General features: G+C 63.8%; 15 protein-coding genes and 2 pseudogenes. 12 read left to right on the forward strand and 5 right to left on the reverse strand.

Going from position 1 to position 14,264, the window contains the following annotated elements:
* Positions 1 to 137 precede the first annotated feature (137 nt).
* The 4 genes from Y704_RS0111140 to Y704_RS0111155 are packed head-to-tail and all read left to right on the forward strand — an operon-like array spanning position 138 to position 6,865.
* On the forward strand, positions 138 to 1,580 hold the full coding sequence (locus tag Y704_RS0111140) for a DUF3375 domain-containing protein (protein WP_026550180.1): 1,443 nt from the start codon (positions 138 to 140) through the stop codon (positions 1,578 to 1,580).
* On the forward strand, positions 1,577 to 2,212 hold the full coding sequence (locus Y704_RS0111145; protein ID WP_026550181.1) for a DUF4194 domain-containing protein: 636 nt from the start codon (positions 1,577 to 1,579) through the stop codon (positions 2,210 to 2,212). The genes Y704_RS0111140 and Y704_RS0111145 overlap by 4 nt, the downstream gene beginning before the upstream one ends.
* Positions 2,202 to 5,594, forward strand: a complete 3,393-nt coding sequence (locus Y704_RS0111150; RefSeq protein WP_026550182.1) for an ATP-binding protein — start codon at positions 2,202 to 2,204, stop codon at positions 5,592 to 5,594. Before Y704_RS0111145 ends, Y704_RS0111150 begins: the two co-directional genes overlap by 11 nt.
* Positions 5,595 to 5,599: 5 nt before the next feature.
* The gene (locus Y704_RS0111155; RefSeq protein WP_275451064.1) at positions 5,600 to 6,865 is read left to right on the forward strand and encodes a Wadjet anti-phage system protein JetD domain-containing protein; all 1,266 of its coding nucleotides are present in this window, start codon (positions 5,600 to 5,602) and stop codon (positions 6,863 to 6,865) included.
* A 151-nt stretch (positions 6,866 to 7,016) separates the two neighbouring features.
* Here Y704_RS0111155 and Y704_RS0111160 read toward each other — a convergent pair whose 3' ends face one another.
* Together Y704_RS0111160 and Y704_RS0111165 are read right to left on the reverse strand one after the other, a co-directional pair.
* Positions 7,017 to 8,126 carry a spore photoproduct lyase family protein gene (locus Y704_RS0111160; protein WP_216698973.1) on the reverse strand — a complete coding sequence of 370 codons (1,110 nt, stop codon included), beginning with the start codon at positions 8,124 to 8,126 and terminating at the stop codon, positions 7,017 to 7,019.
* A 123-nt stretch (positions 8,127 to 8,249) separates the two neighbouring features.
* Positions 8,250 to 9,245, reverse strand: coding sequence for a threonine ammonia-lyase (locus Y704_RS0111165; protein WP_051476952.1), 996 nt, complete (start codon positions 9,243 to 9,245; stop codon positions 8,250 to 8,252).
* A 72-nt stretch (positions 9,246 to 9,317) separates the two neighbouring features.
* Between Y704_RS0111165 and Y704_RS0111170 the strand changes: the two genes are divergently transcribed.
* The 3 genes and pseudogenes from Y704_RS0111170 to Y704_RS25280 form a co-directional block, all read left to right on the forward strand.
* Positions 9,318 to 9,524 (forward strand): ribbon-helix-helix domain-containing protein, encoded by a 207-nt coding sequence (locus Y704_RS0111170; protein WP_253904303.1) that lies wholly within the window; start codon positions 9,318 to 9,320, stop codon positions 9,522 to 9,524.
* Positions 9,521 to 9,895 (forward strand): type II toxin-antitoxin system death-on-curing family toxin, encoded by a 375-nt coding sequence (locus Y704_RS0111175; RefSeq protein WP_026550187.1) that lies wholly within the window; start codon positions 9,521 to 9,523, stop codon positions 9,893 to 9,895. The genes Y704_RS0111170 and Y704_RS0111175 overlap by 4 nt, the downstream gene beginning before the upstream one ends.
* Positions 9,896 to 9,919: 24 nt before the next feature.
* Positions 9,920 to 10,021 (forward strand): annotated as a pseudogene (locus tag Y704_RS25280) (c-type cytochrome biogenesis protein CcsB); the annotation flags it as partial.
* Between the two features lie 144 nt (positions 10,022 to 10,165).
* Here the strand turns inward: Y704_RS25280 and Y704_RS0111180 are convergent.
* Positions 10,166 to 10,651, reverse strand: coding sequence for a MarR family winged helix-turn-helix transcriptional regulator (locus Y704_RS0111180; RefSeq protein WP_026550188.1), 486 nt, complete (start codon positions 10,649 to 10,651; stop codon positions 10,166 to 10,168).
* 91 nt (positions 10,652 to 10,742) lie between these two features.
* Here Y704_RS0111180 and Y704_RS0111185 point away from each other — a divergent pair, with 91 nt between their 5' ends.
* Positions 10,743 to 11,318, forward strand: coding sequence for an NADPH-dependent F420 reductase (locus Y704_RS0111185; protein WP_026550189.1), 576 nt, complete (start codon positions 10,743 to 10,745; stop codon positions 11,316 to 11,318).
* A gap of 69 nt (positions 11,319 to 11,387) precedes the next feature.
* Positions 11,388 to 11,843: a DoxX family protein gene (locus Y704_RS0111190; protein WP_026550190.1), complete on the forward strand. Its 456-nt coding sequence runs from the start codon at positions 11,388 to 11,390 to the stop codon at positions 11,841 to 11,843.
* Positions 11,844 to 11,891: 48 nt separating this feature from the next.
* On the opposite strand, the gene Y704_RS0111195 is transcribed toward Y704_RS0111190, so the two are convergent.
* Positions 11,892 to 12,146 (reverse strand): Txe/YoeB family addiction module toxin, encoded by a 255-nt coding sequence (locus Y704_RS0111195; RefSeq protein ID WP_026550191.1) that lies wholly within the window; start codon positions 12,144 to 12,146, stop codon positions 11,892 to 11,894.
* Positions 12,143 to 12,388, reverse strand: coding sequence for a type II toxin-antitoxin system Phd/YefM family antitoxin (locus Y704_RS0111200; RefSeq protein WP_026550192.1), 246 nt, complete (start codon positions 12,386 to 12,388; stop codon positions 12,143 to 12,145). Before Y704_RS0111200 ends, Y704_RS0111195 begins: the two co-directional genes overlap by 4 nt.
* A 210-nt stretch (positions 12,389 to 12,598) precedes the next feature.
* On the opposite strand from Y704_RS0111200, the gene Y704_RS0111205 reads away from it, so the two are divergent.
* The 3 genes and pseudogenes from Y704_RS0111205 (at position 12,599) to Y704_RS24515 (ending at position 14,155) form a co-directional block, all read left to right on the forward strand.
* The gene (locus Y704_RS0111205) at positions 12,599 to 13,087 is read left to right on the forward strand and encodes a DUF2975 domain-containing protein (RefSeq protein ID WP_026550193.1); all 489 of its coding nucleotides are present in this window, start codon (positions 12,599 to 12,601) and stop codon (positions 13,085 to 13,087) included.
* Positions 13,087 to 13,345: pseudogene (locus Y704_RS20660) on the forward strand (helix-turn-helix transcriptional regulator). Before Y704_RS0111205 ends, Y704_RS20660 begins: the two are co-directional and overlap by 1 nt.
* Before the next feature lie 432 nt (positions 13,346 to 13,777).
* Positions 13,778 to 14,155 (forward strand): hypothetical protein, encoded by a 378-nt coding sequence (locus tag Y704_RS24515; RefSeq protein ID WP_162149403.1) that lies wholly within the window; start codon positions 13,778 to 13,780, stop codon positions 14,153 to 14,155.
* Positions 14,156 to 14,264 lie beyond the last annotated feature (109 nt).

A 14,264-nucleotide genomic window follows, 5' to 3' on the forward strand; every position in this document is an offset into this window, starting at 1 on the left:
GCCTGAGCAACACCACGCCGCACTACCCTCCTCGCGGGCAGAATTGCTTTCCTGAGTTGATGTCCGCAGCACCGACCCCCCATAGCTGCCCGCGTACCATGGGAACGGCACAGGACTCACCCACAACTAGGGATCGAATGGACTTCTACGCGATCAATTCGCTGCGTGAAAACCACGCGGGATGGTCGCTGCTCCGCGCCCAGAACGCCCCGCTTGCACTGGCCTTCTTCATGTCCGCCTTCACCAGTCCCAACCAGCGCAACATCGGGCGGCAGCAACTCATCGACGTCCTGGACGACGTGCTCTTCGGTCTGAGAGACACCCGGGGTGACAACAGTTTCCCCCGGGCCGCGTCGGAATACCTCGACGACTGGGCCGCCCCGGATAAAGCGTGGCTTCGGAAGTACTACGTGCCCGGGCAGGATGAGCCCCGCTACGACCTCACCGCGGCCTCCGAGGATGTGGTGCGCTGGGTCGAGAGCCTGCGGGGGCGCGACTTCGTCGCCACCCAATCCCGGCTCACGAGCATCTTCGCGGTCCTCAAGACCCTGGTCCAGGAGTCGGAGACGGATCCGGAGGTGCGGCTGGCGGAGCTCCAGCGCCAGCGGGACACCATCGACGACGAGATGCAGCGCCTCCGGGACGGCCACATCCGGGTCATGAGCACCCCGGAAGCACTGGACCATTACCAGCAGCTGACGGCCCTGGCCAAGGACCTTCTCGCGGACTTCCGGGAGGTTGAACAAAACTTCCGCACCCTTGATCGCGAGGTCCGGGAACACATCGCCACCTGGGACGGGACGCAGGGCGAACTGCTCGCCTCGATCTTCGCCAACCAGCAGGACATCAGCAGCTCCCTCCAGGGCCGCACGTTCCAGGGTTTCTGGGACTACCTCATGTCGCCGCAGCTGCGCACCGAGCTCCGGGACCTGCTGCAGCGCGCCACCCAGATCGAAGCACTCGCGAAGCTGGACAACCTCCATGCCGTCAGCAACCTGCACCAGGACTGGCTGCCCGCCGTCGAGCAGACACAGACCACCGTCCGCCAGCTGTCGCAGCAGATGCGCAGGCTCCTCGATGACAAGGTGTTCCTCGAGAACAAGCGCATCATGCAGCTGATCCGGAGCATCGAATCCGGCGCCCTGGGGACCCGCGGCCAGCCGCCGTCGGGCACGTTTCTGACCGTCGCCGCGCCCAGCGTGGACGTGGCGTTGCCCTTCGAGCGCCCGCTCTACGAGCCGAGCCGCCGGGTGATGGTGGACGACGACGTCGTTCCCGCCGACGACGCCGACGTGGACGCGGGCGCACTCTTCAGCCAGTTCCATGTCGACACGGAGCGGCTCAAGGCCAACATCGACGCAGCGCTGGACGAAACGGACCAGGCAACGCTGGCAGAGATCACCGATGCCTATCCGCTCTCCCAGGGACTGGCGGAGATCGTCACCTACTACCAGCTGGCTACGGAGTCGGAGTGGGCATCCATCGACCCGGACCGGCCCCAGCAGCTCTCCTGGAGCTTGCCGGACGGCAGTATCCGGGAAGCGACCATCGACCAGATCGTCTTCGTGAGGCCCGCATGAGCATCGACACGGAAACCACAGAATTCCCAGCGACACGGACGCCCGCGGAGCTTCCGGGCGTCGTGACCCGGCTGTTCAAGGGTGTGGTGTACGCCGAAGCGGATGAAAAGACGTGGCAGTCACTCCTCGGCCTTGCCTCCCAGGTCCGCGACTACGTCTCCGTGCTCGGGTTGGACCTGATCCTCGATGAGCCGGAGGGCTACGCGTTCCTCCGCTCGCGGGAGGACCCGGACGGCACGCTCCCCCGCCTGATCCCCCGGCGCCAGTTGACCTTCAACGTCAGCCTCCTGCTGGCCCTCCTGCGGGGGCGCATGCTGGAGTTCGACACCAACAGCAGTGAACTCCGCCTCATTATGACCGAACAGGACATCGCGGAAATGGTGTCGGTGTTCCTGCCGGAATCCAGCAACGAAGCCCGCGTCCTGGACCGGCTCAGTACGGACGTCAAGAAAGTGGTGGAGCTCGGCTTCCTCCGGAAACTGCGCGGGCAAACCGGCACCTACGAAGTGACCCGGATCCTCAAGGCCTACGTGGACGCGCAATGGCTCGAGGAGTTCGACGCCCGGCTGACGGACTACCGCGCCTCGCTCGCCGGACCCGGCAAGCCTGAAGGAGTATCCGATGACAGCTGAGCTGCAGGACAGCCTGTTCAGCCTCGAGGAACCAGCAGATGACGGCGGCACTCCGCCGGGATTCCGGCTGCACCGACTCGAACTGCTCAACTGGGGCACCTTCCACGGAGGCGTGCGCAGTTTTCGGCTCGACGGCGCCAACAGCCTCCTTACCGGCGACATCGGATCCGGCAAATCGACAGTGGTGGATGCGATCACCACCCTGCTGCTGGCCGCCAACCGGATCGACTACAACAAGGCCGCGGGCGCGCAGAAAAAGGAACGCAGCCTGATGTCCTACGTGCGGGGCTTCCACAAGAGCACCCGCAGCACCGGGGGTGAGTACTCCAAGCCCGTGGCGCTACGCAACACCGGAACGCTGACCGTGGTGCTCGGTGTCTTCCACAATGCACAGCTGGACAAGTCGATCTCCCTGGCCATCACGCTGTGGGCAACGCAGGAGGCCGGTCAGCCCAGCCGCTTCTACTCGCTCGCCGAGAGGGAGCAGACCATTCCCGAAGACTTCGCCAACTTCGGGCAGGACCCGGCGAAACTCAGGAAGAAACTCCGCGCTGCCGGTGTGGCCGTGCACGATTCCTTCGACCCCTACGCCGCAGCATTCAAACGCCAGTTCGGCATCAGCGGTAACCAGGCCATGGAGCTGTTCCACCGGACCATCTCCATGAAGCAGGTGGAAAACATCACCTCATTCGTCCGCACCAACATGCTGGAGGAGGACGACGTCGAAGCGCGGATCGGCAACCTGATCCACCACTTCGACGACCTGAAGAAAGCACACGACGCCGTGCTGCGGGCCAAGGACCAGATCTCCCTGCTGACCCCGATCCGGGACGGCTCGGCACTGCACGCACAACTGACCCGCGAGGATGAACTGGCGCGGCTGCAGCGGGACCAATTGCACCCCTGGTTCACCCATCGGCGGTTGGAGCTGAGCCTCGAGCACCAGGCGGAGCTGGCGGCCACCGGCGTCCGGCTCCGCGAAGACGGCGCCAAGCTGGCCACCGATGTCACCGGCCTGCGCCACGAGCTCTCCGCCATCCAGGAGGATATCCGCACCAACGGCGGCGGGCGGCTTGCGGCCATCGACGCCGAGGCAGCACGCCTCACCGAGGAATCACGCCGCCAACGGGTGCGCTTCGACGGTTACGCCGCTGCGGCTGCCGACCTTGGTCTGCAGGTTCCTGAGGACCGCGTCCTGTTCGACCGCAACCGGGCCCGACTCGCCGAGGTGGAGGCGGACCTGCACAACCGGTCTGATGAACTGCAGGAAAACCGCACCTCCCTGACCATCAAGCGCGCGGACCTCAGCAAGCGGCTCACGGAGCTCGACGCCGAACTCACCAGCCTGCGGTCCCGGCCCAACCTGCTGCCGAGCGCCCAACTGGAACTGCGTCGTCGTCTGTGTGGAGGAACCGGCATTCCGGAAAACGCCCTGCCCTATGCCGGTGAACTGCTGCGGGTGCGCGACGGCGAAGGTTCATGGGAAGGTGCTGCCGAACGCACTCTGCACGGACTGGCGCTGTCCCTGCTGGTGGCCGACGAGCACTACGCGGCGGTCAGCGCGTGGGTGGACGGCAACAACCTCCGTGGCCGGCTGGTGTACCGCAGGATCGGGGAATCGTACTCGCCGCGGCAGGCTGAGCCAGGCACGCTGGCCGCGAAGATCGCCATCAAGCAGGGCACCCCGTTCCGCGATTTCCTGCTGGATGAACTCAGCAGCCGCTTCGACTACTTCTGCTGCGAGAGCCTGGACGACTTCCGCCGCTATCCCAAGGCCCTGACCGTCAGCGGACAGCTCAAGGGCGCCCGCGGACGGCATGAGAAGGACGACCGCTCACAGCTGACGGACCGGCGCAACTACGTTCTCGGCTGGGACAACCACGACAAGATCGCCCGCTTCCTGACCGAGCAGGATGACGTCCAGGGCCAGACATCGAGCATCGACGCTCAGCTGGGCAAGGTCAACGGCATGCTGGGAGCTGTCGGCCGGCAGAACCAGCAGCTCGGAACTCTTGGCTCGGTCACCGATTTCGGCGATATCAGCTGGCAGCTCACGGCGCGCCGCATCGAGGACCTTCGGACGGAGAAATCGGAGCTCGAATCCGCCAGTGATGTGCTTCAGCAGCTGACGGCACGGGAGGCTGGCATCGCCGCCCAGCTGGGGCGTTTGGAGGAGAGGTCCGGCAAACTTCGTGAGCGGCTCGGCGCCAACGAGAATGCCGCCCGCGACATCGCCGAGGCCATCGCGGAATGCCGCGAGGTGCTGGCGGAAAATCTCCTCACCGACGACGACGCCGTCCTGGCCGCCGTCGCGCGGCTCACCGCCGAGGCGCTCGGGGAAAAGCCCCTGACGTACAGGAACACCGGGGCGGTGGAGTCCGCCGTCCGGACCGGGCTCACCAGTACGATTGACGCCCTGACCAGGCGGCTTGCGACGGCCGCGGCGTCCACGGTGCGGCTCATGGCGGAGTTCCGCAACCGGTACCCCAACGAGACGGTCGAGATCGATGCGACGCTCGAATCCGCCGGCGAGTTCACGCGCATGCTCGACCAGCTGGCGAGCAATGACCTTCCCCGGTTCGAGGCCCACTTCAAGGAGTCCCTGAACCAGAACACCATCCACGAGGTGGTTGCGTTCAATGCGTTTCTGGACAGCCGCCGGCAGGACATCATCAGCCGGATCAATGAGATCAATGTGTCCCTCGCGGGGATCGAATACAACTCGGGTCGCCATATCCAGCTTGAGCACCAGAACACCACTGACCTGGACGTGCGTCAGTTCGGCATCGACCTGCGCGCGTGCTCCGAGGGGAGCCTGGGGAACGAGGACCAGTACTCCGAGAAGAAGTACCTGCAGGTGGAGCGGCTGATCGAGCGGTTCCGCGGGCGCGATGGCTACACCACCCTGGATGAACGGTGGACGGCGAAGGTCACCGATGTGCGGAACTGGTTCACCTTCTCCGCCTCCGAGAAGTGGACGGAGACCGGTGAGGAATTCGAGCACTTCACGGATTCGGGTGGGAAGTCCGGCGGCCAGAAGGAGAAGCTCGCGTACACGATCCTTGCGGCGGCGCTGGCATTCCAGTTCGGCCTGGGTGCCACGCCGAAGACGGGCGGCAAGGCGGCCGGACGCAGCTTCCGGTTTGTGGTGATCGACGAGGCGTTCGGCCGGGGATCGGATGAATCGGCACGCTACGGCCTTGAGCTCTTCCAGCGGATGAAGCTCCAGCTGCTGATTGTCACACCGTTGCAGAAGATCCACGTGATCGAGCCCTTCGTATCGCACGTCGGGTTCGTCGCCAACATTAACGGTGACGATTCCCAGCTGCGCAATATGACCATCCAGGAATACCGCAGCGAGCGGGACCGGCGTGCCGGCTGACATTCCTGCCCGCTGGACCACCCCTCGCGGACCTTCGGGCGATGTCTCTTACCGCCTGGAATCGGGGCAGCCTGCTGCGGGAACTGCTGGAACCCACGGGAGCATATCCTCGCCGTCGAGCGCTGAAAAAGCCGACCGCCTCCGAACTGCGCGATTCCTACCCCGCCGCGCGGACGTGGGCTGCCGAACTTTCCGCTTTCGGCGATGCTTTCAATCTGGAGACGGTGGAGATCGGGCGGAACACGATCGGCTCCAACCAGGTGCCCGCAGCGGCAGTCTTTGCCCGGGTCGACGACGAGATCGCCTTCGCCGGGAAAACCCGGGATTCGGTGCGGGTAGTAAGGCTGGCGGAGTCGTTGTCAACGATCGATGCCGCGCTGCGCAGCTGGGCAGTCAGACGTCCACTCGAGCTGCTGAAGCTCGGCGATGATGCGCTGACTGCGGCGCGAGTTGCCCTATGGCTGACCGGGAACCCTGCTCCGGGGATCTTTGTCCGGCAGTTGAGCATGCCCGGTGTCCATACCAAGTTCGTCGAGAAGCACCGGCAGACCATCGACGACATGGCGGCCGTGTTGCAGGCTGTCTTGCGGGCAGGGATACCGGCGGCCGAAGTCCCCGCAGAGGAAAGCTCCCTGCCTGACGCCGGCCTGTCCCCTGAGCCGGCATCGTTAGGTGAGGCAGTGCTTGGCTCTTTCTCGGCACGTACTCCGGCAGCACGCTTCGCCCGGCGTCACGGCTTCGTCCATCCGCCCGAACTGGTTCGCTTCCGGATGCTCGACGAAAGGATGCCCACTCTGGGCAGCGCTCGCGACCTGACAATGACAGCGGAAGCCTTCAGCACTTTGAGGCTGCCCGTCAGCACGGTCATCGTGACCGAGAACCTGGTGAACTTCCTGGCCCTCCCGGACCGTCCCGACGCGCTGGCGCTCTTTGGTGCGGGCTATGGATTTTCAGCGCTGCGGAACGCCGCCTGGCTGCAGGAATGCAGGGTCCTCTACTGGGGAGACCTGGATACCCATGGCTTCCGGATCCTGGATCAACTGCGTGCAGTGCACCCGCACGTGTCCAGTGTGCTGATGGATGAGGCGACGCTCCACGCGCATCGCGAGGTCTGGGGCAGCGAGCCGACGCCCTCCTCTGCCGAACTTCCGCGGCTCACGTCCGAGGAGGCGTTAATCTACCGGGCGTTGCGCGACCACGTGCATGGTCCTGCCGTTCGGCTGGAGCAGGAACTGATCCGTTGGGATTGGGCAATCGAGCGACTCACATGAGTACCCGCACCGAGGTCCCGGCAACGAGGTCACCACTGCTCAGATGCCAACCAGAGGCAGGATCTTCGCCAACTCTTCTTCGAGTGGGTACGCCTTCCAAACCTACGGACGGACATGTTCCCAGTGGTGCATACCGCGGCGAGAGAGCGGGTCAGGTCCAGTAGAGGAGCCGCGCCGCCGGCAGCCGCCGTTCAAGTTCAGCCGTGAACCAGGCCCGCATCTCGGCCATCGTCTGCTTCGGGTACACATACTTGACGCCGCCGAACTTAGAGCGCTTCTGGCTGCGCGAAGCCTCGTCCATCTCGAGCTTCGTATTCGGGTACCAGCCCAGCAGCACCTCCTTGCTCGACGGCGTGAAGCGGTGCGTGATGATTTCGGCGGTCAGGTCGAGGTCGGGGATGTCCGCGAGTGCTGTGGCGACGTCGTCGAGGAGGCTGCCGTACTGCTCGCGCCAGCCCGGCACCGGCATGATCGGGGCGATGGTCAGCCCCACCCGATAACCCGCCAGCGCCATTGAGCGAAGGGCTGCCAGCCGGGCGGGCATCCGGGCAGTTCCGCCCTCGAAGCGATTGGCCACGTCGGCGGCATTGACCGAGAACCTTACGCGCGTGCGGCGCTGATGATCCAGCGTCACCAATTCACCGACGTCGTCGAACTTCGTCGTGAACCTCAGCTGTACGTCGTCGCCGAATTCACCGGATCCGACCCGCGAGATGGCGGCGGCAAGCGACCCCGTAACGTTCTCGATGCCGAGTGGATCCGTGTAGCACGACATCTCGAACGTCGTGCCCTCGTGACCGCGCTCCACAGTGCCACTCGTGATGGCACCCCTGCCCGCGTGCGTGCGGATTCCGGCAAGAACATCATCGATATTCGCATAGACGCGGGTCACGGGCGGGCCGGCCAGCGATCCCGCCAGATAACAGTACTGGCAGTGCGCGGGGCAACCCTTGGCCAGATCGACACGCCAGTCGGCGCTCGGCGGAATCGGCTGCGGCTTGAGAGTGCTCGGGGGCGCGACGACGACGGCGAGCGTGTTCTTCGCTTTCGCGTACGTTTCCCGCTCACTGGCGCCCTTCAGACCGGTCAGAGCGTTGCCGGGCATCACGCGGATGTCATCCACTCCCGCGCTCTCGCAGCGCCGGATGATCTCGGCAGTATGCGGTAGATCGGCCGCGGGTCGCGTGATCATCACGTGTTTGGGAACCCAGAGGCGCGTAGGAGGCGAGACGAGCGTGGACTCCATCATCAGGTCAGTCATCACTTGGTATAACAGCGGACACGGCGCGGATGTTCCGCTTACATCGCCAAAAAACGCACTGAGCTCCCTGACGGCGGAGAGCACATTTTGGACCTAAATAGGTTCCGGTCCGAACAACGTGGCTCAGTTCTCCTGCTGCAGAACTGAGGCCAGGAGTGAGGGTTCCACTGATCCCCCGGAGACGACGGCGGCCACCGTGTCGCCGGCAGGAACCAGGTCGTGCAGCCAGGCCGCTGCTGCAACGGCCCCGGACGGTTCCGCCACCAGACGGCCGGCCAGGGCCAGATGCCGCATCGCCACATGAATCTGCTCCTCTGACACGGTGACGATGTCGTCGACATACCGCTGGACGTGCTCCCACGGATGCACGCCCAGGGCAGGAGTACGCAGCCCATCAGCGACTGTTCGGTAGGTCAGCTCCGGTTCCCAGGAGATTCGGCGTCCTTCGCGGAAGCTTTGGGCCGCGTCGGCCGCGAGCTCAGGCTCGACGCCGATCACCCGTGTCGCCGGGCTCAAAGCCTTCACCGCCGTCGAGATTCCGGAGATCAACCCGCCTCCGGAGACGGGAACCAGGACGACGTCGACGTTAGGCAACTGCTCCATCAGCTCGAGGCCGACCGTCCCCTGCCCGGCGATGATGCGCAGGTCGTCGTACGGGGGTACATGGACGTAGCCGCCCTCGGCAGCCAACTCCGTGGCCCGGATGTCGCGCTGCGCCGAGGGGACGAGTTCCACCTCCGCACCGAGTGCACGCACGGCGGCGATCTTCGCCGGCGGTGCGACGTCGGGCATCACAATGACGGCGCGCAAGTCCAGCCGATGCGCCAGCCAGGCCACGGCGCGGGCATGGTTACCCGAGGACTGCGCGACGACGCCGTTCTCGCGGGCCTGGTCGAGCACCTGGGCGATGGTGTTGTAGGCCCCGCGGAGCTTGAAGGCACCGGTGGGCTGCAGCGATTCGGCCTTGCAGTGCAGCACCTGGTCTGGCCGCTGCGGGTGTGGCAGCGCAATGAGCGGCGTGCGCAGAACCAGGTCCTGGATGCGACCGGCAGCTGCGGTGATGTCCTCGAGGGTGACCAACTGCGGGCTCTGTCCTGAAACGCCTCGTCGAGTTTCCATACTGCGATCCTAGGGGACGCATCCTTGGAGATTGCGCCTGCCCACTTGATACCAGATTGGTACCATTGCTTCATGGCAATGAACGTACGCATCCCCGAGGAGCTCGATCGGCAGCTGGACGCGATTGCGGCCGCCTCTCATACCTCAAAAAACGCACTCCTCCTTCAGGGCGCCGCGCTCATCGTCGAGCAGCATGCGCGTCGCAACCTAATAGATGAATCACTCCAATTTGTGAAGACTCACGACGCTGAATTGTTGAAGCGCCTCGAAGACGCATGACGGCTTACCTCGAACTTGAGGATGCGCTCTACATCATCGACGATTTTGGCTTTCACATCCGTGACGTTGGCCTGCTTCATTCGGCGCTTGCACGGCCGGCAACCACCGTTGCCGGAAGCGAGGCTTATCCTGACCTTCCAATGAAGGCGGCGGCATTGCTGGAGTCGGGGACGCGCAATCATGCTCTTATCGACGACAACAAGAGGACAGCATGGGCTCTCATGGTTGTGTTCCTCGGGCTCAACGGCTACAGGCACAATTTCCCTGCAGATGCGGCGTTCGACCTCGTGGTGGGTGTCGCAAGCAGCAGAATCGGATTGGGCCAGTCCTCTCATTTGATTAAGAAACACCTGGTCTCCCGTACGCCGTAGTGCTCGTGCGGCGGCCGTCCGAGAACCTGCGCTGCCTGGCTCTCAATGGTCGGCTACCTCTGCATCGTGTTCAACTTGACGATCGCGAACATCTACTTGTCGGGGCTGCACAGCTATTCCGGGGTTCAGCGGAGCGCGGGGCGGCGGAACGTGCTCACATGGGTGGGTGTCGGCGTCGGGCACCCGCCGTTGCTGCTCAAGTTCCTCGAGGCGACCCCACCGGGTCCGATACAGCTGGAGTGCCCGGCGTTGCAGTACCGGGCTCTAACGTCACCCTCCCGTAGAAGCGAACATCCGGCCCTCCGGGTCGAGGCGCGTGAGCAGTTGCGCAGTGATGGAGGACAACTGCTCCACCTGCTCCTGGGAGAGCTGATCGAGGACAAGGCCACGCACGTTCTCCACATGACCCGGCGCCGCCTTCACGACCTTGGCCCAGCCCGCTTCGGTGAGCGTGACATTCTTGGCCCGGCGGTCCTCGCTGCACTCGCTGCGCTCAACCAGCGCCATCTTCTCGAGGCCCGTCAGCACCCGGGACAGCCGGGGCAACGTGGCGTTGGTCAACGACGCTAGCGCCGTGATGCGCAGAGTGCGCCGCGGCGCCTCGGACAGGGAGGCCAGCACGTAGTACTCGAAATGCGTCAGATCCTCATCCCGGGTCAGCTGCGCGTCAAGAACACCGGGCAACAGTTCAAGCACGGCCGCCATCCGTAGCCATGCCACCTGCTCGTCCTTGGTCAGCCATCGTGTCTTCGTCATGCCTTCACTCTAAAGAAATACTTGTACCTACAACTAACTGGTGCTAGCTTTTTAGTTGTAGATACAAGTTATCGACTCAAAGGAGCACCTCATGACTTCGCTGACCATCTTCGGCAAGGGCAACATGGGCAGCGCAATCGCCGGCGTCATCACAGCAGGCGGCGCGTCCGTCGAGCACATCGACAACTCGAGCACCGGCCCCGCCCTCACTGGCGACGTCGTCGTCCTCGCGGTCCCCTACCCCGCGCTCAAGGACATCACCGCCCAGTACGGTGACCAGTTGGCCGGCAAGATCGTCGTCGACATCACCAACCCGCTGAACTTCGACACGTTCGACTCCCTGGTGGTTCCTGCTGACAGCTGCGCCGCCACCGAGCTCGCAGCCGCACTCCCCAACTCCACGGCGCTCAAGGCCTTCAACACCAACTTCGCCGCGACCCTCGCATCACAGAGCGTCGGCTCCAACCAGACCACCGTGCTGATCGCCGGGAACGACGCCGCGGCCAAGGACACTCTTGCCGCAGCTGTGAAGACCGGCGGCGCGGACGCCGTCGACGCCGGGTCGCTGGACCGTGCCCGTGAGCTTGAGGCGCTCGGCTTCCTGCAGCTGACCCTCGCCGCCAGTGAGAAGATCCAGTGGACCAGTCGATTCGCACTCGTTCGCTAACCAACTGACCACGACGCCGGTGCCACCACACCTGGGCACCGGCGCTACGTTTCCCGCGCCTCCTGGCGCTTGCCGCCATCTGCACGACAGCACCTTAGAGACCCACTCACCACCTCCGCCCGCGCCATTCTCCGCGTCGTCGTCGGCTTCGTCTTCGCCGCGCACGGCTGGCAGAAGTACAACGAGTGGACCATCACCGGCACCGCTGCCGCCTTCGGTGAGATGGGAGTTCCCCTGCCCGACGTCGCTGCTCCGGTCATCGCCACGCTCGAGCTGGTGGGCGGCGTCACACTGATCCTCGGCTTCCTGACCCGCCCGGTCGCCGCGCTGCTGGCCCTTGACATGCTCGGGGCCCTGGTTCTGGTGCACCTCCCTGCAGGCGTCTTCGTCGCGAACGGTGGGTACGAGCTGGTCCTGCTGCTCGGCGCTGCGGCACTGACCCTCGCCCTCGTTGGTCCGGGACGCGCCTCTGTCGACCACGCACTGTTCGGCCGCAGGAACTCCAGGATGAGCGTGCTCGCGTAGCTTCGATAGATCGCGAAAGGGGAGGGAACCCGCGTAAGTTCCCTCCCCTCAGTAGTGGTGCCTGGCCGCGATAATCACGATCTGTTCGTCTTCGACCGCGTATACGAGTCGGTGTTCCTCGGTGATGCGACGTGACCAGTAGCCGGCCAACTGGTGCTTGAGTGCCTCCGGCTTGCCAATTCCTTCGAAGGGCGTCCGGAGGCACTCGTTGATGAGGACATTGATCCGCTTCACCAGTGCTTTGTCGTTCTTGATCCAGTACTGGTAGTCATTCCAGCCGTTCGGCGTGAACGTCGTGTTCATTCGACCAGTGGTCGCTCGATTGCCGTTCCGGCCCTGTGCTGCGCAATGCTCTCGAGCAAGTGTGTGGCGTTGGCGGGCGTCCGCAGCAGGTATGCAGTCTCTTCGAGAGCTTCGAAATCGGCGAGGGACATCAGCACCGCGCTGCCTTTTTTCGAAATGATCTCCACGGGCAAGTGATCGTTATTGACCTGTTCAATAAGCGGGAACAGCCGCGCTCGCGCTTCGGATGCAGTGATAGCCATGACCAGCCCTCCTCTGTAGTACAACATATGGTACCGGAAGGAGAAAGATGACGCATTCTCCCCTCCATACCGGACAATGTGAAGTCGAAACCACCGCTCGCTCCGGACTCAAGCGCCGACTCGCCGCCGTACGGACACTCTACTCAATTGTATTACTCTCTTTATTGATTAACGATAGGTTGTGATCGTTATTTAGTAGGAGGAGACCCCGTGGGAAAGCTAACCATCCTGGCCCTGCGCGTAGTACTCACGCTGGTGCTCGCCGGATCGGTGTTTGTGCAGGTGTGGATCGTGCCGCTGCTGTCCATCGACCTGCAGGAGGCCGGTGCGCCTGAAGGCCCGCGCATCACGTTCCTCGCCATCGTGGTGCTGGGCATCGTGGCCGCGCAGGTCACCGTGGTGTGCGTATGGAAGCTGCTGACGATGGTGCGGCGAACCGTGTTCTCACACGGCGCCTTCCGCTACGTGAACGTCATCTTCGGTGCCATGGCCGTCGCATCCATGCTCATGTTCGGCATTGCCGTCCTGCTCGCACCGGGCGATGTCGCTCCCGGCATCGTCCTGCTGATCTGCGGGGCGTCGCTGATGATCGCCGGGGTGGCACTGATCGTCCTGGTGATGCGAGCCTTGCTGGCTCAGGCGGTCGCGCGCGATGTCGAGGCACAGCATTTGCGGACCGAACTCGACGAGGTGATCTGATGCCCATCATCGTCGACATCGACGTGATGCTGGCGAGGCGCAAGACGCCCGTCGGCGCGCTGGCCGAACGGGTCGGAATTACGCCCGCCAATCTCGCGGTGCTCAAGAACGGCCGCGCCAAGGCGGTGCGCTTCACAACCCTTGGAGGCGCTGTGCGAGGTGCTCGAGTGTCAGCCGGGCGATCTGTTGCGGTGGGAGGCGGATAGGTCCGACGACGACGGCGGTCTCGACTCGAGCGAGGGTCACCGCGAGTACTGATTCAACTCTCAATTATCCCGACAGTGGATGCCAGCAGAACCCCGACTACGACCTCCACGCGGGCAACCGACTCCCCGGCGTTAATTGGGGCCGGAAGCTGCAAAACACAGAATTGTCAGTGTTGAGCCTTAGGATCAGTTGACCCTTCAAGTTCAGAAGGGAAAGGCTCTATCCCGTGGGGGAAACTTGAAGAAAATATTTGGTCTCTTGAGTGTCGGCGCTCTGCTCCTAACTGGTTGCGGTGGGACGTCTAATGCTGAAGCGCCCGAAGTTGAGCCAGCAGGCCCAGCCTCAGCAGAGGCGACTCAGGGGGCGAGCGAAGCGCCCGCTGCAACGCCACCAGCCAACACTTCAACCCGTGGCAATCTCATCAAGACCGTGGGTGAAGGAGCTGGCATAACTAACGTAGATGGCGACGATACAGTCAGTTTTGTGGTCAACTCCATCACCGTGGATGCGCCCTGTACTGGTCCTTACGCGATGCCGCCCGAAAACGGTCACTTTGTTGTGCTCGAGGTGTCAGTAAAAACTGCGCCGGCCCAGCCGGACGATGCATATCCGATGTCGTTTTCGATGGACGGTGGGTTGTGGTCTGTCATCGCCCCAAATGGAACGACCTCAAACGCTCCCGCATATTCAGGGTCGACCTACAACTGCCTGCCCGAGGCAGAAGTACTGCCAAGCTCAATCGGCCCTGGCGAACAGGCAACCGGCAAAGTAGTTCTTGACGTCGTCGAACCTGAAGGGGTACTCGTCTACGGCGATATGACGGGTGCAGGCAATTGGGAGTGGGCATACCCACAGGGCTAACCCCTGAAGCGCGCCACCCGGCGGAGAAGCCGCAATTGCAGGATTGAGGTTCTCTTTGTGGGACACGTCAGGAACACTGTGGGATCCGAAGGCAACACGAACGGCGGGG

The organism is Arthrobacter sp. Br18 (assembly GCF_000520555.1).
In the GTDB taxonomy this organism is placed as follows: Bacteria; Actinomycetota; Actinomycetes; order Actinomycetales; family Micrococcaceae; genus Arthrobacter_D.